We start from the raw sequence: 19,975 nt of genomic DNA on the forward strand, positions 1-19,975 counted from the left end.
GATGGCATCGTTTCGCACGGTGCAAGCATGGCTGGTACTTAGCACCATCTTGGCAAGCTCACGGCGGATTTTGGTTGTGGTTAAAGCCATTTTTTATCTCCAAAATAATTGACAAGATACGCTCTTGCCTTTACTCCTTCGGTCTTGTAGATGGTTCGCACCGCCTCGTTCTCACCACCGTGCATAATCATAAGCACGCCACCTGCAAAATCCACACTCCAACGCTTGTTGCCATTGTCGTCATAACCATATTCCGTTGCTTCGATGACAAAACCAAATTCGCCTTTATCATTAACCACGACATCTAGCGGCAATAACGCTCGCTCTGTAATAACACGCTCATCATCACTAAAACGGTCAAGCTCACTCATACGAGCCAGCAGTGCGTCAATGATGAGATTTGTGCCATTATCTGATTGCTGGTTGCTCATCTGTACTTCTCCACATCACATTTGACGGGATAACCGTCCGCTTGCCATGATAGGCACTCTTGATAGTCAACTTCTGCTTGCTTTTTTAGGGCAATGTCGCACCCACGCAATGACAGTAAGGCAAAAAGACCAATCATCGCTGTTTTTAGGATAAATTCGCCGACCTGCTGGGGCTTGATGGCAATATTTAGCATAAACGACTCCATTTCTTAAATACAGATATATTAAAACATTTGTATTTAAGAAATGCAAGATATTTTGTAGTTATTTGCGAAAAAATTTTCTAAGGTGTTGTTATTTTTGNATGCAAGATATTTTGTAGTTATTTGCGAAAAAATTTTCTAAGGTGTTGTTATTTTTGGATAAAAGGCATGAAAAACCGCATGAACGGATTACCATTCATGCGGTCTTGATAGGGAGTGATGAGTTGTGGATTTTACCAGCTTTGAGTGCTTGACCACCAAAAGACATGACCAAGGATTTTGTAGGTGGCAAAAAACTGTTCGCTGCTCATCGTCTCATCAGGGTACAAAGATGAGTTGGCGTAAAATAGTCGCACCTGCTCGCCTTGTGGGGTTGGTTTGCTTTGTAGGTAGGCACAATACAGCACATCATTCGCCAACAAAGCGTATATCTTGCCGTTTTTAATCTGTGTCTTGCTAACATCAAAGGCAATTTCACTGTTGTCATTGATGATGGGCGACATACTATCCCCCACAATAACACCAATCCTTGCGTCCTGCGGATTGACCCCCAAGACCTCCAGTGTTGTTTTTTCTAGCATGAGTTTATTCCTATGTTGGGGGTTGTAGTGGCGGATTGGCACAACTTCCCTTTGCGAATACGCATCAAAATCCGCAACCTTTGTGATTGTACCTTGCTCGCTCACTTCCATCGCCCCATTGCCATTCAAAAGCCAGTCAAGATTTACATTCAGAGCCAATGCAATATCACGGGCATACTTGCTTTGTATGCTTTTGCGACTTTCTATGGCGTTAATCTGCCCCTGTCCACACCCTGCCAAATCAGCAAGTTGTTGCTGTGTCATACCTCTAAGCTCACGGACATATCTGACACGCTCTCCGAATGTTTGTCTTGACATATTGCTAAGTCCTTATGTTTACGGTTAATACCGTCATTGGGTTAATGGGTAAAGTCTGTAACAACAAAACGATTATAAATCGCCTATCCTTGCTCATAGTATAAAATACATTTGTATTATTATCTAACTAAAAAATATCTTGAATTATGAATACAAAAGTTTTAAAATGGGGAAAATTTAAATACAAAGGTACTTATTTATGACAACACCTCTTGAAGCACTCCAAAAGGCAGTAAAGATTGCAGGCGGTCGTAAGCAACTTGCCGAGTTGATAGGGTGCAAACATTATACACACATCGGCATCATGCTTACTCGTGACAAACGAGCCAGTGCCAGCTATGTCTTAAAAATCAGTAAAGCGACAGGCGTGCCACCCAACGAGCTTAGACCCGACCTTTACGAACTCTAAAAAGAAAAAGCCCATTGGGGGCAACCAATGGGCTTAAAAGTGCTTAACTAGCAAGCGAGATTATTATATGACAAGCAAAGACAAAAAACAAGGGCAAAACACACGCCCACCCCTAAACTTCGACCATATCCAATCCCAAGCCAACGGCTACTATGTCAGCCGTATCTTTCCTGCGGTGGGCATCAAGCTACATTCCAATCACAAAAAACATCAGCCCTGCCCCCTATGTGGTGGCTCGGATCGCTTTCGCTGTGATGACAAAAACGGCACAGGCTCATGGATATGTAATCAATGCGGTGCTGGGAGCGGTTATACGCTCGTGCGAGACTACACAGGGCATGATGCTTACGACACGCACGCACTCATCGCTGATATTCTTGGCATTGATGGCGGTAAGCCCATTTCGGAAGCTGACCGTAAGGCATGGGCAAAGGCACAAGCCGAGCGAGAATCGGCTGAAAAGGCAGCCAAAAAACAAGCTCGACAAACCGCTGCCAAAACCGCTCAAGACCGCTGGCACACCGCCACACCTTGTGATAGCCACTCTTATCTGACCAAAAAAGGCGTACAGTCGCATGGCTTGCGTGTGGACAACAAGGGCAATCTGCTGATTCCTTTGTACTTTCACAATACAAATACAGGCAACATCACGCTGTGTAATGTCCAGTCCATCGACCAAGATGGTAATAAACTCTTTGTTAAAGGCGGTCTGGTCGGTGGTGCGTTCTGCACGCTGGGCGATGTACTGGCAAGCGATACGATTTTTGTCTGTGAAGGCTATGCCACAGGTGCAAGTATTTATGAGAGCATCGCTGGCAAACACCCTGTTATCATCTCGTTTAACGCTGATAATATGGTAAAATGTGCGTCTATTGTACGCACAATATACCCACATCATCGGCTCATCTTTTGTGCTGATGACGACAAAGCGACCGAGATTAAGACAAACAAAAACACAGGCATTTTGGCAGCCAAACAAGCAGCAGACATCGCACAGGGCGAAGTCATCAGCCCTGACTTTGGCAATGATGAACGCACCACGACTGGCGAGCTTACCGATTATAACGACCTGCACGCTCATTTTGGCATGGAAGTGGTTAAGGCTCAGATGATTCACGCCCTAAATCGTCCACGGCCTGTCACCACGGACGGCTACACGCTGGATGACATCACTGATCACTTCTACATGATCAAAGAAGTGGGTAAGCTGACCAACAAAGTGTATTATAAGCACCCCACCGACCCCGAACAATGCACCGAAATGACAAAAACGCATTTTATGGGCTTGGTTGGTCGTGAGTTGGCGAATGCGTGGTTTTATAGTGGCAAGCAAAAAGTCATCACTCGCCAAGAAGTCAATACCAACAAATCCGCACAAGCCGCCATCGCTTATGCCAGTATTTTTGAGCAATATTGGTATATCCAAGGCACCAAAGAAGTGTTCAATTTTAAAACGGGTAAAAGACAGCCCATCGAGACGCTCCGCCTTGAATTTCCCAATGAATTTGACGACTGGCAAAAATCCGTCCACCGCCAAAAAGTCGAGTCGGACAACATCTGGTTTGACCCAACTCGCACCAAAACTGCTCCACATGGCGAAAATTACATCAATACCTTCAAGGATTTAACTATTCAGCCCTTGACTGCGATGGAGCTTGGCATTGACCCATCAAAGTTTGGCGAAGCGTTTTTGTATGGTATGTGTTCGCCTGTGATTGAACTGGTTAAGCATCTATGCGGCACGGATACACAAGCCCTTGACTGGGTGCTAAACTGGCTGGCTATCCCTTTGCAGAATCTAGGCACCAAAATGGATACCGCCCTGATTGTACATGGACACATTCAAGGAGCGGGCAAATCGCTGTTTTTTGACCGCATCATGCGTCGCATTTATGAGCAGTACAAGCTCACGCTCGGTCAAGGTCAGCTAGACAGCCAGTACAACGACTGGGTGGAAGGTAAATTGTTCTGCGTATTTGAAGAGATTTTGCAAGGCAAAGAGCGATACAGTCAGATGGGCATGATTAAGCAGCTCATCACAGGCGACACTGTATATATCAACAAAAAATTCGTCAGCGGCTGGACGCAAGATAACTTTGTCAATACCGTGTTTTTGTCGAACGATATGCAGCCGTTATCGCTTGATGAGAATGATCGTCGTCATGTGGTGCTATATCCCACCAGCGAAATCCCCACGGACATTCAGACATCGGTAGAAAAAATGCTTGATGGCGATGATGAATTGCTGATCCGTGCGTTTTATACTTATCTGCTGTATAGAGATGTGGGCAAGCAAAACGCCCATACTAAGGCAATACAGACCACCGCCAAAACACGCCTACAAGAACTCTCCATGTCCAGCTGGGAGCGATTCTACAAGGCATGGAAAGAACACTTACTAGACGCACCGTATCAGACCTGCCTGACCCAAGACCTGTATGCCTACTATGTGCATTGGTGCAAGGCAAATGGCGAGCGTAGCACATCCGCCACCAAGTTTTTAACCTTTGTGGGGTTGCGTGAAGACAAGCGAATCGTTCGCTATGCTTACGACATCGAGCAGAACGGCAAAGTCGTTGGCAGGGTCAATAAGCAATCCACCGTCATTTATCTCAATTTTGGCGATGAAAAGCCCGACCAAAGCTGGTACGGAGACGCTATCTTATCATTTAAGAAAGCAATCGGCAGATATATGCTGGAAAATAAAACTTAAAACCAGTATGATATAAATCCAAAATTTTCAAACTGTGAAGGGTGTGAAGGGTTTGATTAGACCCTTCACACGACCCATCACATCATCAAAGCCTTAATACATCTAGCTTTTAGCCCTAACTGTGAACCGTTAGGGCTAATTTTTTTATTTCTATTAAATGGCAAAATTTTATTTTAAATTTTTTTCTCATAACACCAAATAAACCCTTCACACCCTTCACACCCTTCACACACTATCTACAAGCTAATAATATCAGGGCTTACAGATGTTAAGGGTTTTGTTAAGGGTTCGTATGATTTGACAAAACCCATCACAGCATCGGATAATCAACCATCACACCAAAATATAAGGACAATCATGCTCAGCCACAAAATCCCAAAACCCCAACTCATCGCCGCCGCCGAAAGTTATGCCAAGGTCAGCCCCTTTGCTGATGCCTGCTATCGGTATTATTTTTATCTTGACGATGTCGCTCGTACACATCTGATCGCTGTGCTTGCCACCGAGTTTGCCGAACATCTAACAACTCTACCCACCAAATACCATCAGCCTGTCATTCATGCAGCATTAACCGAATTGTCTTATCCCAAAAAGCCTAACGCCCTGCGCATCTTTCCTGTCAAAGAACGAGCGTGCTGCGTTGGCGTCAGTCGCCGTCAGTATTATCGTTTGCCCTTTGACACCGCCATCGATGACATCATCAATCAAATCACCGCCATCGCCAAAGTCGTCGCTGGCAAAGTCCAAGCCCAGCTCGGCAAAAACTTTCAAGCAGGCTATTGACAAGATGGCACACTTTTTAGTATCATTTTGCTATGATAGCCGTTTGGTATAGATAACGGGCATCATCATAATAAAATAACCCAAAAGCTCTTGCAGGTATTCGCTTGCAAGAGCTTTTTATTTGGCAAAACAAAACCCCTTGATACTGGACATATCAAGGGGTTTTTAATTTAAACCTAATTGCAGTAGGAATAAATCTTAACATGAATTTTAACATAGATTTCGGTCAATGGGTAGTCAAAATGCTAGAAAAATACGAAAACTCGCCAAAAGTTCGCTTCTTGATTAACTGGATTATCTTGTGCTTGACGGTGTTTGTTTGCACTGGCTTTATCAATGCGGTTAAGTGGTGGTAACAATGAAACTCCCCACCCTACAACCCCGCCTAAAACCTGCCCAATCCCACACCCCAAAGAAAAACTGGGGCAAAGGTCGTGGCGGCAGGGCATGGCGACGACTTCGTGATGAGATTTTGTCACGGGATAACTACACCTGCCAAGCTTGCGGACGAGTTGGCGGACAGCTTGAGCTAGACCACATCGTCAATGTCGCCCAAGGCGGCACAGATGATAGGTCAAATCTACAAATCCTTTGCCACACCTGCCACAAAACCAAGACGCAGACTGAAAGTCAGGTGGGGGGAGTGCAACAATTTTTAAGCTGATTTCACGGACACCACGCCCCCACTCGTGTATAAAAAAATTTCCGCTTCGGTAAATTTTTCCGTTTTTCCAAAAGGGAATATTTATTGGATATTGCGATAAATAGGAGCTAGTAATGGCGAAAAAATGTATAGAAACTTATGCTAAGTGCATCGCAAAAGGTTATGACTGGCTGGATGCAATGGAGCAAGCGGGCTACAAGGTGGATAATTTGGAGAGTGCCAAACGCCAAAAAAGAAACCTTGATGGCGATGAAAGTATAAAAAAACGCATTAAAGAATTAACCGAGTATTACGCCAAAAAAGAAAACAATCCCACAGACATAACCGAGAAACTAAGCCCTCGTGAGTATTTGGAAAGTGTATTTAACAATGTGGAAAATAATCCAGACCACCGCTTAAAAGCAGCTATCGCCCTAATGCCCTATGAAGAAGCGAAAAAGGGCGAAAAAGGCGTAAAAGAAAGCAAAATAGAGACTGCAGAACAGCTTGCAATAGGCGATTACGGTTCTTTGACAATGCAAATGCAAGGCAAATTATTTAACTGAAATGACAACACCTACTTGGACAACCGCACTTCCCGACTGGGAAGAGAAAATCATCAAGGGAGACAGCTTAATACCGTGCAAACCCTTATTTCCTGAAGCCGCCGAAATTGCTTTAAAGTTCTTTAAAAAATTAAGACTCGTTGATGTCAATGAGTCACCCATGATTGGCGATGTAAGTAAAGACTGGGTGTACGACTTTGTTGGGGCGGTGTTTGGAGCATTTGATTGCCAAAAGAAAGAGAGGTTGATTAAAGAGTTTTTCTTACTCATCTCCAAGAAAAATTCAAAATCCACCTTGGCGGCAGGCATCATGCTTACCGCCCTTGTACTAAACGAGCGAAAAGAATGCGAAATGGCAATCATCGCTCCCACAAAAGAGGTGGCAGACAATAGCTTTCGCCCATTGGAAGCAATGATACGAGCCGACCCCGTACTCTCTAGGATATTTAACATTTCAGCACACACTAAAACCGTTACTCATCTTGGCAATAAATCCACCCTAAAAGTTGTCGCTGCTGAGAATGATACTCTAGCGGGAGCAAAATATACCTATATTTTAGTAGATGAGATTTGGGTGTTTGGTAAGCGAGAGGGGGCAGCCTCCATGCTCCGTGAGGCAAAAGGTGGTTTAGCAAGTCGTCCAGATGGCTTTGTAATTTATTTAACCACAATGAGCAACGAAATGCCCGCAGGAGTGATGAAAGAAAAACTGGACTACGCCAGAATGGTGCGTGACAAAACGCCTGTTCTTAATGAACAAACAGGTTGTTATGAGCCGTTTGTGGATAATGAATTTTTGGGCGTGTTGTACGAGTTCCCCAAATCAATGCTTGAAAACGGAGAACATCTAAAACAAGAAAACTGGTATATTACCAACCCAAATCTAGGGGCAAGCGTTAATGAACGGTTTTTAGTAAGTGAATTTAGAAAAGCTAAACTATCACCCAACAAAAGCGAATTGCAAGACTTTTTGGCAAAGCATCTTAATGTGGAAATTGGCATTTCGCTCCGTGCAAACCGCTGGGCTGGGGCGGAGTTTTGGGAAGAAACAGGACGAGATTTTACGCTTGATGAACTCATTGAAAAATCGGAAGTGATTACCATGGGCGGCGATGGCGGCGGTCTTGATGACTTGCTTGGTTGTGCAGTGGTCGGACGCTTACCCACGCCAAAATACATCTACACCGATGACAATAATATCCGCCACGAAGTCAAGCAGTGGTGGGTATGGGTCAAGGCGTGGTGCCATCCGATTGCGTTGGAGCGTAGAAAACAAGACGAGCCAAGATACCGAGATTTTGAAGCTGATGGCGACCTTGTCATCGTGCAAAATGTCGGCGATGATGTTGCTGAGTTTGCCGATATCGCCAAAAAAATCTATGACAGTGGCAAACTTGACAAGATTGGGCTTGACCCCGCTGGGGCGGACGACATTTTCATCGCCCTAGAATCCATCGGTATTCCCAAAGACACGCACATCACAGGTGTGTCGCAAGGTTGGCGATTGGGCGGTTATCAAAAAGTATGCGAACGCAAAATCGCCAGTGGCGACCTAACCCATGCAAACCAGCCAATCATGGCGTGGTGCGTGGGCAATGCCCGAGTCAAGCTGTCAGGCACAAGCGTGGCAATGAGCAAATCTGAAAGCGGTAACGGTAAGATTGACCCAGTGATTGCGATGCTGAACGCCGTGGCACTGATGAGTCAAAACCCTGCTCCGCCAAAGAGTGCTGATGATATTGGGGTTTATTTTTGACAAAAACAAACCCACTCATAGAGTGGGCAGATAAAAACAGGGCGATGACGGACTGCTGTAACAGTCCGCCACCCCTACGACAAACCGAGCTTGTCGCAAGCGAAACCCTGCTACTATGTACATAGCGTGGCAAGGGTATCACATTTTTAACAAAATTGCGATAGGTTGAGCCATGAAACAAGTAAATTGTCGCTCCTGTGGGCGATTATTAGCCAAAATTGGAAACTTTAATGATTTAGAAATCAAATGTCCACGCTGTAAAGCGTTTAATGTTTTGAGCGTCGAGAACGCCTTGCCAGAAGTCCAAAGAGACTCAAGCACAGGTAATCTTGATGACCAAAGCATACCAAAAAGCACCCCTGCCATTCGTGGGCCAAAAACGAATGTTTTTAAAGGAATTTCGCAAGATTTTGGACAAAATCCCAAATGACGGCGAAAATTGGGCGATTATTGATGTGTTTGGCGGTAGTGGACCACTTGCCAACAATGCCAAAGCCTACAAGCCCAAAGCCACCGTTATTTATAACGACTTTGACGGCTATACAAAACGGCTGACCCACATTGATGATATTAACCGTCTGCGTGACATTTTGTTTGAAATGACACAAGATGTGCCACGCCAAAAACGCATATCAGACGAGTTAAAAGAGCGAATTTTACAGGCGATTGACGACTTTGATGGTTATGTGGACGCTAGAAGTGTCAGCACTTGGTTGTTATTTAGTGGCAAGCAAATTAATCACATCAGCGAGCTTGCCAGCCACCAAATGTATAACACCGTCCGTACCAGCGATTATGACAATGCGGACGGCTACTTGGACGGGCTAATTATTACGCATGAAAGTTTTGAGACTTTGATACCCAAATATGCCAATACGACAAACACCTTGTTATTGCTTGATCCGCCCTATATTTGCACCGAGCAAAAAGCGTATGCGATGACGGGGTATTTTGGCATGACAAAGTTTTTGCGGTTAATGAAACTGGTGCGTCCGCCGTATCTGTTTTTTAGCAGTACAAGAAGTGAGCTGTTGGATTATATGGACTATCTCAAAGACTGCGAACCTGCAATGTGGCAACGCATTGGCGACTTTGAAAAAGTGAGCGTAAATAGCCACATCAATTATAACGCCGAATATGAAGACAATATGCTTTATCGGTTTTAGTGAGACCAAGCCCCTGCCAATAGGGGTTTTATTTTTTAGGAATGATAATGACCAAAGCCTACTCAACCCTACAAATCAAATCGGTAACCGACACGGACGATGAACGCCTCATCACAGGTATTGCCACGACACCCAGCACCGACCGAGATGATGACATTTTAGAGCCGACAGGGGCAAAATTTGCCTTACCAATCCCGCTACTGTGGCAGCACAATCACAATCAACCCATTGGCGAAGTGATACAGGCAACCATTACCGACAAAGGCATTGAAATTGTCGCCAAAATTGCCAAAATCGCAGATGACGGCAAATTAAAAGACCGTATTGATGAAGCGTGGCAATCTATCAAAAGCGGACTGGTTAAATGCTTGTCCGTTGGCTTTAAAATCAAAGAATACAATTATTTGGAAAGCTCGTGGGGGCTGCATATCAAAGAATGGGAATGGTACGAATTATCCGTTGTAACTATCCCTGCTAATGCCGATGCGGTTATTACTAGCGTTAAACAAATTAAAGAGGCGTTTGGCTTGCCGCCCCTACCCACGCCAAATCCACCGATAAACCGCTTAACAGAATTACCAAAACCACCACCAACCCAAACCACAATCAAAAAAGCAACCCCCAGTAATGGTGCGGTTGCTTTAATTTTACCCACAAACGGAGTGAAACTTTTATGAATTACCAAGTACAACTGGCACAAATTAACGCCACCATCAAAGCCAAACACGCTCAAATTGGCGAGATTATGACAAAATCAGTCGCAAGCGGACACACCCCAAGCGATGATGATGAAGCCACCATCAAGGCATTAGAAACCGACATCGATCGCTTAGAAAAGAACGCCGAACGCTTACAAAAACTGATTAAATCAGTAGAAACCGCCCCAAATCCTACCGAGATTGTTGGTGAAAATCCAGAACAAGCAGTGGCAAGTGCGACTGGCGAGCCTATCCCCAAAGAGACCAAAAGCGTGAAAGTAGAATCTAATTTGCCAAAAGGCACAGGCTTTGCCCTGCTAGTCAAGGCAAGTGCGATCGCCACCAAGTCCAAAGGCGGCATTACCACTCGTGAAGTGCTGCAAGGCTGGAACGCACCCGAAAGCGTCATCAACGCCGCCACCCAAAAGGCAGTCATCGGCACAACCACCGAGACTAATTTTGGTAAAGAGCTTGTAGATTATGCCAATTTGACAGGAGAATTTATTGAGCTTGTCCGTCAAAAAACCGTGGTAGACAAAATCGCCGCCCAAATGCGACAAGTCCCATTCAATGTAAAAATCCCAACACAGACCGCCAGCGGTAGTGTCGGCTGGGTTGGCGAAGGTAAGATGAAGCCTGTGGGTAATCCTGAATTTGGCTCAATGACCCTAGGATTTGCCAAGCTTGCTGGGATTGTACTACTGTCGGATGAGATGATCCGATTTAGCAATCCAAAAGCCGACCAAATGGTGCGTGATGATTTGGTGCAGACAGTGGCTCAGTTTATTGATCAGCAGTTTTTTGACCCTGAGAAAGCAGAGACTGCAGAATCCCCTGCGTCTGTGCTCAATGGCGTGTCTGCCATCACAGCGACAGGTACGACGAGCGACAAGGTGGATGCTGATTTGCAAACCCTAATCGCTCAAATCGTCGATAGCGGCTTAACGCTTGAAGGTGCGTACTGGGCAATGAGCGAAACTCGTGCGATGCAGCTGTCTGGTATGCGTGATGCCTTGGGTCGCACTTACTTTGAAGGCATGAGCCTTGTGGGTAATCGCTCATTAAAAGGCTTGCCAGTGGTAACGAGTGGTCAGCTTGCCGATAAGATTGTCCTAATCGTGCCAGGCCAAATCCTGCTTGCCGATGATGGCGGTGTGGATTTCTCGGTGTCGAACGAAGCGACCATCAACATGGGCGATGACCGCACGCCAAACTTGGTGAATCTGTTCCAAAACAACCTTACCGCAATCCGTGCCGAACGCTTTATCCGCTGGAAAAAACGCCATGCCAAGGCGGTCGGCTATATCAAGTATTAAACCAAAAACCACCAAAAAACAGTCCAACAATGGGCTGTTTTTGTTGTGGATAAAGGGCTTATTCACAACAAAAACAGCAGATTACGGGGTTAAAAATGCAAATCAAATACTTAAAAGACGCACCGCTTGGGGCGACAGGCGAAACGGCTGATGTTCCAGATGACCAAGCTAAAGTGCTGATCACGCTTGGTATTGCCGAAGCCTTGACAGACAAAAAGCCTAAGCGAACCAAAGCAAAAACCGACAAAACCGCAGAATTGGAACTTTCCTAATGGGCTTTTTTGATTTATTCCGTAAAAAATCGCTCGCCCCTGTATCAACTGGCAGTAACTACTGGCTACCCATCATCAATGAACCCTACACAGGGGCGTGGCAAAAAAACGATGAGTTAAAACGCACCGATTTAACCAGCTTTCATGCGGTGTTTGCGTGTGTGAGCTTGATTAGTGCTGACATTGGCAAATTACGCATTCGCACAAAGTCGGTACAAGACGGCGTGCTTTTGCCTGCCAAATCACGCAGCCAAGCAATCCTGCACCGTCCAAACAAGCACCAAACTTGGCAGCAATTCATCGAAAACTGGGTCAGCTCCAAGCTACTGCGTGGCAATGCCTACATTTTAAAACAGCGGGATATTTTTGGCGAAGTGTGGCAACTTTATGTCCTAAACCCCGACCGTGTCAAGGTGCTTGTTTCGGACACTGGCGAAGTGTTTTATCAAATCAGCACCGATAAACTGTACGGATTAACTGATACCACCGTACCAGCGTCCGAAATCATTCACGATCGCTACAACTGCCTATACCACCCACTTGTCGGCTTATCGCCCCTAACCGCTTGTGCGATGAGCGTAGGGCTTGGGCTTTCCATTCAAAACCAATCTCGCACGCTGTTTGGCAATAATTCTCGCCCAAGCGGGATTTTGTCCGTACCGAGCGACATCAACCAAGAAAAGGCGGATAAAGTCAAATCAGACTGGCAGAAAAGCTACACAGGCGTTAATCGTGGCGGTATTGCCGTGCTTGGAAGTGGGGCAAAATATGAACCGATTGCCATGAGTGCGTCAGACAGCCAAGCCCTAGAACAGCTAAAAATGAGCAGCGAAACGGTCTGCTCGGTGTTTCATGTGCCAGCGTTTAAAGTCGGCATGGGTGAGGCAAAGGCAGGTCAGAAAGTCTCGGATTTGAACGAAATCTACTACTCAGATTGCTTGCAGCACTACATTGAGGCGATTGAAAACTTGCTTGATGAACATCTTGACCTTGAAAAAGGCGTGGAATGTGAGGCGGATTTAAGCCCACTTATCCGCATGGACAGCACCAGCCAAATCGCCTACCTTAAAGAAGGTACGATGAGCGGTATTTTTAGCCCAAACGAAGCAAGGGCAACACTGGGTTTACCGCCTGTGGTCGGTGGGGAAAGTCCGCTGATGCAACAGCAAAATTACAGCTTGTCGGCACTCGCCAAACGAGACAACAGCGACAATCCTTTTGGCCATGCACCCAAAGCCGAGCCTACCGAACCACAAAAAACGGTCAAGCCCCGTTTACGCATTCGTGGCGTGCTGGATACAGGAGATAAGTGATGAGCCAATTTGCCACGCTTGATGAAGTCAAGCACCATCTGCGATACGACGATGATGACAGCGATGAGATTTTGACAATTTTTCTGCAAAGTGCCGAAAATGCCGTTAAAAACTACATCACAGACGAAATCACGGACAAGATGCTACCCAGCCTAAAAACTGCTACCCTGTTAATGGTTGGTTATCTTGATGACAATAGAAACAGCGAGAACGGAGCGGAGTTTGGCAACTTTTTGCCCGCTCCTGTACGGCAAATTTTAAGTCCGTATCGTATGCCCATTTTTTAGGGGAGATTATGAATGCAAGTCAGTTAAGGCATAGAGTAACACTGCTTACTCAGCAATCTACAATTAACGAGCTGGGCGAGCATATCACCGAATGGCTACCAACAAAGAAAGTATGGGCAGCTTTTACACCACTATCAGTCAAAGATGTCATCGCTGCACAAGGCACAGGTAGCCGCATGGTGGCACGCTGTACGATACGCCATCAAGTAGGCATCACCAGCGGTATGCGTCTGGTACATCAAGACCAGCACTATGCCATTACAGGCGACCCCCTGCCCGACCCAAGGGGTGGCAGAGAATACTTAACACTCATGCTAGAAACCGTATGAAAATCGAAGTTAAGATTGATGGACTAAAAGAGCTGGATGAAGCATTGGCAGCCTTTGAAGACAGAATTGCAAAAAAAGCCTTATATAGCGCCTTGTCTTATGCCGCCACGCCGATGATGAAAGATGCCAAACGCCGAGCCATCATCGCCGAAAAAGCCCACAAGATGAACTATGGCAGATTTTCAAAAAAGTATGTCGAAGTCAAGCCTGGGCTGGTTCGTAATGCCATCAAACGCAGACGGCTCAAAAAATCAGAGCTTAGAAAATTGGGCGTCAATGCTGGCATCGCCATTCATGTTGGCAAAGACAAAAAACAAAAGCTATATCCGAACTACTGGCCATTCATTGAGTATGGCACAGTCAAACAGCCTGCCTATCCGTTTTTTCGCCCTGCTTTTGATGCTAATGTGATGCAGGCATTTCAAAGATTTTCTTTTAAGCTCGCCCAAAACATCGCCAAACAACAATCATTATTGGAGAGTGCAGACGATGGATAGTTATGCCTTGATGTATCCTATCTTATCCACCCTTGTGGACAAGCGTGCCTATGTGGACTATGTGCCAGAGCAGCCTACAGGTAAGCTCATCGCCCCGCCCTACATCGTCTATCGTGAGATAGATGCGATAGCAGATAATGTACTTGATGAGTTCTTAGGCGTTGAGTATGTGCGTGTGCAAGTCGATGTATATCATAAAACACATTTAGAGTGCCGAAAATTATCAAACCAAGTTATCGCCGTCATGCTATCAAGCATTAAGCACTGTGAGTTCATTAGCCGTCAAAGGCTATACGACCCAGAAACCAAATTTGCTCGTTATAGCATGGATTTTCAATTTTCAACCACTGTGGCATAAGCCACCTAATAGGAGACCGCCATGAGCGACAACAACTCATCTGCCGACAGCTTTTATCAGCTGCACTACTCCACCGATGGCAAGGTATTTAAAAAAGTTCCAAAACTACAAAATGCTGACCCACCACCCAAGAAAAAGACCGTCGATGACATCACACCAACCGACAGCCATGTCAAAATCGAAGAACCTGTCAATTTTTATGAAGGTAGTGAAATTAAATTCAGCTATGCCCACATCGAAGGTAATGCTGATCACACCGCTTTAAAAAAGGCTTACGATGACAATACCGAGCTAACTTGGCAATTTCGCTTTGTAGATGCTCCATCACTCAATCAGCAGTTCAAAGGTCGCATTACCGACATGACGCCATCTTTGGACAAAGCCAAAAAAATGCGGATGGAATGCACCCTATCCATGACTGATAAACCTGTGGCGATTACCGCCGATGGCACACCCATAGAAGCATAGGAGTAAAACATGAGCTTTAAATCTAAACTGCTTGGCTTAACCGACAAGCACAAACCAAAACCCATCCCCTACACCTGCCCAGTAACAGGCGAAAAAGCCTACATCAAGCGATTTACGATGGCAGAGCGAGAACATTACGCCGATGCCATCACATCTGCCGACAATGGCAAACGCAATGCCACCGCCTTTACGCTCATCATGTGTGATGCCAAAGGCGAGCTTATCTTTGATAATACAGACATTGACAAGCTGTCAGAGCTGCCTGAAGATGTGCTGACCAGTGCTGTAGCAGCATTCAACAGCCAGACGATGCTGACGATTGAGCAAGCCGAAAAAAACTCAGAGCCGCCCCAGTAAGGCGGTTTTTGTTTCGATTGGCGGGACACTTGGGCATGACGGTTGGCAGACTGATGGCAGAGCTGTCAGAAGATGAGCTGAACGAATGGCTGGCTTACGACCAGCTCGACCCCATCGGCAGTTATCGCAGCGATGTGCAGACCGCCCTTTTGGCGTATGTGCAATCAGGCGACCCACAATCATCGCTTGACGATTTCATTCTGTATGACCCAAATCCTTTGTCTGATAAAGAGCGAGCCGAGCAAGAGCGTCAAAAGCAAGCACAAGAGCGACAAGCCAATGTGCAAGCGATGAAAGATTATTTTGCTCATCTTGCCAAACAAAACAGCTGATTTTAGCTGTTTTGTTTGATTTTAATTGCCTGATTGTTGCTTTTGGTGTATATTATAACCAGTGCAATTTTGATTGAGACAATATCATGAAAAAACTGGTTTATATCGCTATTGCTCTTTTTATGCTTGTTGTATTTGCCAATAGTTGCTCTGACAGTAAGGAAAAAGGCGAACAAAGAGCCGATGGACAGACTGAATCCCCAACCACACAAGATACACAAGACGCACAAGCTACCAACACAGCCACAGCAGCGGCAGAGCCTGCCAGTGCGTCAAATTGGGATTATCAGCAAGAAGAAGACAAGATGCGTGGGACGAAAGTACATTTTGCCCATACACTATCTACGAATGCAGCAGACTTTTCATTTCCTTATGGTAAGTCGCAAGCAGCCATCAACCTACGCCACAACCAAAGCGGCACTGATGCCATGCTAAGAATTGTCAGCGGTCAGTTTGATTGCAATTATGATGGCTGCAGCATCGCTGTTAAATTTGATGATGGTGCTATTGAGACATACAGAATGTCCAATGCAGATAACGGCTTGAATGATGTGCTATTCTTTGATAACCCCAAAGCATTCATTAAGAAGCTGAAAAGCTCAAAAAGCGTCATTATTGAAGCTCCATTCTTCAATCATGGCAAAGAGCAGTTTGAGTTTAATATCGCAGGCTTAGACTGGCAACACTAACTTACAATCATTCTTTATCAAGCACAATCCAATCAAGATTGTGCTTTTTTGACATAATCACGAATGGCATTCATTAAAAGCTCATTTTGATTTAACCTCAGCTCTTTGGCAGATTGTACGATAAAATCAATGTCGTCAGTATGCAGTTTAAAGGCTTTTAGCTTGATGCCACGCTTGGCATCAGAGTCGGCTTGGATTTGGGTGCGTGATTTTGGGTTGTCGGTCAGTTTTGGCATTTGACAAATCCTTAAAATGTGCTATGATAAAAAGTGTAAGGGGTGAGCGGTGTTTCCTGCCGCTCCGCCATATCAAATCCTTATGGGTTTTGACTTAGGCGTTTATCTTAGTAAGCTGGTAAGCTGTACAAGATAAAGACCGCTACGATGATGATTTGAAAGGCTTTCATCGTATTCTCCTTACATTGGTGGAGAGCTGCATTTGCAAGGTAGCAGACTCACAACCTACAAGGCAAGGCTCCTACCCCTTGCCTTGATGTTTATATTATAGGTTAAACCTACTTAAAAAGCAAGTATTTTTGATAAATACTTGCTTTTTTTATTGCTTATTTATTCATCTTTAAGCCGCTTATCGCATGATGAGCGGCTTTTTTATTGGAGAAAATCATGTCCAACCAAATCGGCAAAGCCAGCATTTTATTAACCGCTGATACCGCCAGTTTTGAGACATCCATGGGTAATGCTCGTGCCACCGCTGGCAAGACCTTTGGCGACATCAAGGCAGACGCTTTGGACATGGGCAAGCAGGTCAAGGCAGGTTTTGCCATCGCTACTGCGGCATTTGCCGCTGCCAGTGCGACCATTGGCGTGCTGGTCAAAGACCAAATGGAGCTTGCGTCTGCCCTCTCCAAAACCGCAACCATCGCAGGCACATCCGCCACCCACATCCAAAAATACATCGTCGCAGCCAAAGCGATGGGCATCGAGCAAGACAAGCTCGGTGATATTTTTAAGGACACACAAGACAAAGTAGGCGATTTTTTGAGTACAGGCGGTGGCGAACTTGCCGACTTTTTTGAAAATATCGCCCCCAAAGTGGGCATCACCGCCAAAGAGCTGCGACAGCTGTCAGGTCCAGATGCCCTACAAGCGGTGTATGACGCCCTAGAAAAAGCCAACATCTCACAAAGCGAGATGATTTTTTATATGGAATCCATCGCCGATGAAGCCAGTCTGCTGATACCGCTGCTGGCTGATGCTGGAGCAGGCTTTGACCTGTGGGGCAAGGCGGCAGAGAATGCAGGGGCGGTGATGGATGAAAAAACCATCCGAGCCACGCAAGAGTTAAACACCGCCACCCAGATCCTTGATTTGTCTTATCAAGGGGTAAAAAATCAAATCGCCGTTGCTGTCATGCCCGTACTGTCTGACTTGGCGGGGTCATTGGTGCAAGATGCCAGCTTAAAAAGAAGTGCTGCTCAAGCAGGCGAAGTCCTTGCAGGCAGTCTAAAACTGATTGTCGGCACAGGTCGTGGAGCTGTTGGCGTCATCCAGCTGCTTGGCATGGCTATTGGTGGTCTGGGTGCCGCCATTGCCAACCCCTTGCAAGCATGGGAAATTCTATCTGGTACATGGGATGATATGAAAAAGGCGGCAGACAATACCAATGCTGCCTTAGACAGAATCTTGAACGCAGGTAATAACGGTGTTAACCCTACAGTTAAACGCCTAACTGACATCACTGTCGCTGCTGACAAGGCAACAACAGCACTTGGCAAAACAGGTGCCGAAGAGAAAAAAGCCCGTGAAGCTGCTGAAAAAGCTGCTAAGACTACATCGAAACAATCAAAAAGCAAAGGCAGCCCTATCCCGCAAAATACCGCAAAAGCGATTTTATGGGGTGCACAGCAGTTGGGTATCAACCCAAATTATCTTGCTTCTGTCATTTCCTTTGAAACAAGCGGCACATTTAGCACCAGTATCAAAAACCCAAAATCATCTGCCACTGGTCTAATACAGTTTATGCAGGATGCAGATGGTACATCACACAAAAACTCAAAAGATTGGGATTACTACGGCATGAGCCGAGCCCAGTTTGGGGCTTTGTCTGCTATGGAGCAAATGCAGTATGTTGTAAAATTTTTTAAGGGTAAAGGATTAAAAGCTGGAGCGAGCTTAGGCGAAGTGTATGATGCTGTAATTGGCACAGGGTATCGAAAAGGTACTCAAGCATATGAACTCAACCGAGTTTGGGATACCAACAAAAACGGCATTATTGAAAAAGGCGAAAGCATAAAATCAGGTGCTTTTAAAAACCACATCAAGAACTTTTTCCCCAATGTCAGTGCGATTGATATTGGCGAAGCAGAAACCGATGCCGCCAAAATCCTGCTAAGAGCCGAAGAAGAAGCAGAACGAGAAGCCAAGCGGCAGGCTGATGCTCGCTACAACATCGAAAAGTCTTTTTCTGACAAAAAGACCCAGCTGCTGTTTGATTACCAAGAGCAAGAAAAGAAAATCAAAGACGCTGCCTTTGGCGAAGATGAGAAAAAGTATCTGGACATGGCAAAAGCACGCTACGAGAACGAGCTGGCATGGCTTGAACTTGAAAAAGACAAAAAAGCCCAAGCCGCCAAGGAGCATCTACAAAGCGAAGAAGAGCGTATCCGTGCCACTGCCGAGCTTGAACGCCGTGAAGTAACCTTGACGGTTGAGCTTGACGAAGAGCTAAGAAAAGCCAAGATTGATGCCATCACGCACGCTGAAATCAAGGCGATTGATAAGCTTAGGCAAGCCTACCAAGATGAGCTTGATCAGATTAACAGCCACAATCAGACCCAGCTTGCTCGCATTCGTGCCGACTTTGCCAAGCGTCGCCGTGAGCTTGCCAACCGAGACGACCTAAACCAAGCACAAAAAGATGAGCTTGGCTCGGCAATATACAACGCTGAAGCCCACCAAGTGCAACAGCTACAAAAGTCTGTCGGAAAACAAAAAGCAGACTTTTTGGCAGAGCTTGGCGGTTATGCTGATATACAGAATATCCAAAATCAGTATCAGACACGCTTGAACACCATCCAAGGCTTTCTCGATGCAGAAGTAGCAACGGTCGAAGAAGCCGAAAAGATGAAACAGATGGTGCGTATGCAATACGCCCAAGTCATGCTCGGCTCACTCGCTGAGAGTAGCAAGGCGGCATTTGGCGAGCAATCAAGGGCTTATAAAGCCATGTTCGCCATGAGTAAAGGCGTGGCGATTGCCCAAGCTGGTATCGCTCTTTGGCAAAACATCGCTCAAGCATCAAAAATTGGGTTTCCGCAGAATATCCCCCTGATTGCCCAAGCGATGACACAGGGTATGGGGATTATCGCCCATCTTAAAGCCATCAAGTCCACCGCATTGGTCGGACAAGCCCACGACGGCATCATGAGCGTCCCCAAATCAGGCACTTGGAACTTAGAAAAAGGCGAACGAGTACTGCCTAAACATACCGCCAAAGCCTTAGATGATAAATTGAACAGCTTGCAGGGTCG

Annotated in this window: 26 protein-coding genes and 1 pseudogene; 23 read left to right on the forward strand and 4 right to left on the reverse strand. The window is 45.7% G+C overall.

Going from position 1 to position 19,975, the window contains the following annotated elements:
- Positions 1-80: 80 nt before the first annotated feature.
- The 3 genes from ACERC6_RS09650 to ACERC6_RS09660 form a co-directional block, all read right to left on the reverse strand.
- A complete protein-coding gene (locus ACERC6_RS09650) occupies positions 81-431 on the reverse strand; it encodes a hypothetical protein (RefSeq protein ID WP_373627170.1) in 351 nt (116 codons plus the stop codon).
- Entirely contained in the window at positions 428-625 is a 198-nt protein-coding gene (locus ACERC6_RS09655) for a hypothetical protein (RefSeq protein ID WP_373627172.1), read from the reverse strand. Before ACERC6_RS09655 ends, ACERC6_RS09650 begins: the two co-directional genes overlap by 4 nt.
- Before the next feature lie 242 nt (positions 626-867).
- Entirely contained in the window at positions 868-1,533 is a 666-nt protein-coding gene (locus tag ACERC6_RS09660; RefSeq protein ID WP_373627174.1) for an XRE family transcriptional regulator, read from the reverse strand.
- 199 nt (positions 1,534-1,732) lie between these two features.
- On the opposite strand from ACERC6_RS09660, the gene ACERC6_RS09665 reads away from it, so the two are divergent.
- The 22 genes from ACERC6_RS09665 (at position 1,733) to ACERC6_RS09770 (ending at position 16,485) form a co-directional block, all read left to right on the forward strand.
- The gene (locus ACERC6_RS09665) at positions 1,733-1,942 is read left to right on the forward strand and encodes a YdaS family helix-turn-helix protein (RefSeq protein ID WP_078274138.1); all 210 of its coding nucleotides are present in this window, start codon (positions 1,733-1,735) and stop codon (positions 1,940-1,942) included.
- Positions 1,943-2,009: 67 nt separating this feature from the next.
- Complete coding sequence (locus ACERC6_RS09670; RefSeq protein WP_373627175.1) at positions 2,010-4,655, forward strand: DUF5906 domain-containing protein; 2,646 nt, start codon at positions 2,010-2,012, stop codon at positions 4,653-4,655.
- Between the two features lie 357 nt (positions 4,656-5,012).
- Positions 5,013-5,438 carry a hypothetical protein gene (locus ACERC6_RS09675; protein WP_373627176.1) on the forward strand — a complete coding sequence of 142 codons (426 nt, stop codon included), beginning with the start codon at positions 5,013-5,015 and terminating at the stop codon, positions 5,436-5,438.
- Positions 5,439-5,641: 203 nt separating this feature from the next.
- Complete coding sequence (locus tag ACERC6_RS09680; protein ID WP_155399987.1) at positions 5,642-5,794, forward strand: hypothetical protein; 153 nt, start codon at positions 5,642-5,644, stop codon at positions 5,792-5,794.
- Between the two features lie 2 nt (positions 5,795-5,796).
- A complete protein-coding gene (locus ACERC6_RS09685) occupies positions 5,797-6,102 on the forward strand; it encodes an HNH endonuclease (RefSeq protein WP_373627177.1) in 306 nt (101 codons plus the stop codon).
- Positions 6,103-6,215: 113 nt separating this feature from the next.
- Complete coding sequence (locus tag ACERC6_RS09690; protein WP_373627178.1) at positions 6,216-6,647, forward strand: hypothetical protein; 432 nt, start codon at positions 6,216-6,218, stop codon at positions 6,645-6,647.
- Position 6,648: 1 nt separating this feature from the next.
- On the forward strand, positions 6,649-8,403 hold the full coding sequence (locus ACERC6_RS09695) for a terminase large subunit (RefSeq protein ID WP_373627180.1): 1,755 nt from the start codon (positions 6,649-6,651) through the stop codon (positions 8,401-8,403).
- The gene (locus ACERC6_RS09700) at positions 8,400-8,528 is read left to right on the forward strand and encodes a hypothetical protein (RefSeq protein ID WP_373627181.1); all 129 of its coding nucleotides are present in this window, start codon (positions 8,400-8,402) and stop codon (positions 8,526-8,528) included. Before ACERC6_RS09695 ends, ACERC6_RS09700 begins: the two co-directional genes overlap by 4 nt.
- A gap of 47 nt (positions 8,529-8,575) precedes the next feature.
- Positions 8,576-8,833, forward strand: coding sequence for a Com family DNA-binding transcriptional regulator (locus tag ACERC6_RS09705; protein WP_373627182.1), 258 nt, complete (start codon positions 8,576-8,578; stop codon positions 8,831-8,833).
- Positions 8,736-9,569 carry a DNA adenine methylase gene (locus ACERC6_RS09710; RefSeq protein ID WP_373627183.1) on the forward strand — a complete coding sequence of 278 codons (834 nt, stop codon included), beginning with the start codon at positions 8,736-8,738 and terminating at the stop codon, positions 9,567-9,569. Before ACERC6_RS09705 ends, ACERC6_RS09710 begins: the two co-directional genes overlap by 98 nt.
- Positions 9,570-9,616: 47 nt before the next feature.
- Positions 9,617-10,246, forward strand: a complete 630-nt coding sequence (locus ACERC6_RS09715; protein WP_373627184.1) for an HK97 family phage prohead protease — start codon at positions 9,617-9,619, stop codon at positions 10,244-10,246.
- Positions 10,243-11,583: a phage major capsid protein gene (locus tag ACERC6_RS09720; protein ID WP_373627185.1), complete on the forward strand. Its 1,341-nt coding sequence runs from the start codon at positions 10,243-10,245 to the stop codon at positions 11,581-11,583. Before ACERC6_RS09715 ends, ACERC6_RS09720 begins: the two co-directional genes overlap by 4 nt.
- Positions 11,584-11,678: 95 nt before the next feature.
- On the forward strand, positions 11,679-11,855 hold the full coding sequence (locus ACERC6_RS09725) for a hypothetical protein (RefSeq protein WP_196296429.1): 177 nt from the start codon (positions 11,679-11,681) through the stop codon (positions 11,853-11,855).
- Positions 11,855-13,168, forward strand: coding sequence for a phage portal protein (locus ACERC6_RS09730; protein ID WP_373627186.1), 1,314 nt, complete (start codon positions 11,855-11,857; stop codon positions 13,166-13,168). Before ACERC6_RS09725 ends, ACERC6_RS09730 begins: the two co-directional genes overlap by 1 nt.
- Entirely contained in the window at positions 13,168-13,455 is a 288-nt protein-coding gene (locus tag ACERC6_RS09735; RefSeq protein WP_373627187.1) for a head-tail connector protein, read from the forward strand. Before ACERC6_RS09730 ends, ACERC6_RS09735 begins: the two co-directional genes overlap by 1 nt.
- An 8-nt stretch (positions 13,456-13,463) precedes the next feature.
- Entirely contained in the window at positions 13,464-13,784 is a 321-nt protein-coding gene (locus ACERC6_RS09740) for a phage head closure protein (protein ID WP_046696322.1), read from the forward strand.
- Positions 13,781-14,281: an HK97-gp10 family putative phage morphogenesis protein gene (locus ACERC6_RS09745; protein WP_373627188.1), complete on the forward strand. Its 501-nt coding sequence runs from the start codon at positions 13,781-13,783 to the stop codon at positions 14,279-14,281. The genes ACERC6_RS09740 and ACERC6_RS09745 overlap by 4 nt, the downstream gene beginning before the upstream one ends.
- Positions 14,274-14,639: a DUF3168 domain-containing protein gene (locus ACERC6_RS09750; protein WP_373627189.1), complete on the forward strand. Its 366-nt coding sequence runs from the start codon at positions 14,274-14,276 to the stop codon at positions 14,637-14,639. Before ACERC6_RS09745 ends, ACERC6_RS09750 begins: the two co-directional genes overlap by 8 nt.
- A gap of 21 nt (positions 14,640-14,660) precedes the next feature.
- Complete coding sequence (locus ACERC6_RS09755) at positions 14,661-15,107, forward strand: hypothetical protein (RefSeq protein WP_373627191.1); 447 nt, start codon at positions 14,661-14,663, stop codon at positions 15,105-15,107.
- 9 nt (positions 15,108-15,116) lie between these two features.
- A complete protein-coding gene (locus ACERC6_RS09760; protein WP_373627192.1) occupies positions 15,117-15,464 on the forward strand; it encodes a hypothetical protein in 348 nt (115 codons plus the stop codon).
- Positions 15,465-15,472: 8 nt separating this feature from the next.
- A complete protein-coding gene (locus tag ACERC6_RS09765) occupies positions 15,473-15,796 on the forward strand; it encodes a DUF4035 domain-containing protein (protein WP_373627194.1) in 324 nt (107 codons plus the stop codon).
- A gap of 86 nt (positions 15,797-15,882) precedes the next feature.
- Positions 15,883-16,485, forward strand: coding sequence for a hypothetical protein (locus ACERC6_RS09770; RefSeq protein WP_373627195.1), 603 nt, complete (start codon positions 15,883-15,885; stop codon positions 16,483-16,485).
- Between the two features lie 32 nt (positions 16,486-16,517).
- On the opposite strand, the gene ACERC6_RS09775 is transcribed toward ACERC6_RS09770, so the two are convergent.
- A complete protein-coding gene (locus tag ACERC6_RS09775) occupies positions 16,518-16,721 on the reverse strand; it encodes a hypothetical protein (protein ID WP_373627196.1) in 204 nt (67 codons plus the stop codon).
- A 387-nt stretch (positions 16,722-17,108) separates the two neighbouring features.
- Here ACERC6_RS09775 and ACERC6_RS09780 point away from each other — a divergent pair.
- Positions 17,109-19,975, forward strand: a pseudogene (locus ACERC6_RS09780) (hypothetical protein); the annotation flags it as partial.

The organism is Moraxella sp. E33BD, assembly GCF_041807865.1.
GTDB classification, from domain to species: Bacteria; Pseudomonadota; Gammaproteobacteria; order Pseudomonadales; family Moraxellaceae; genus Moraxella; species Moraxella haemolytica.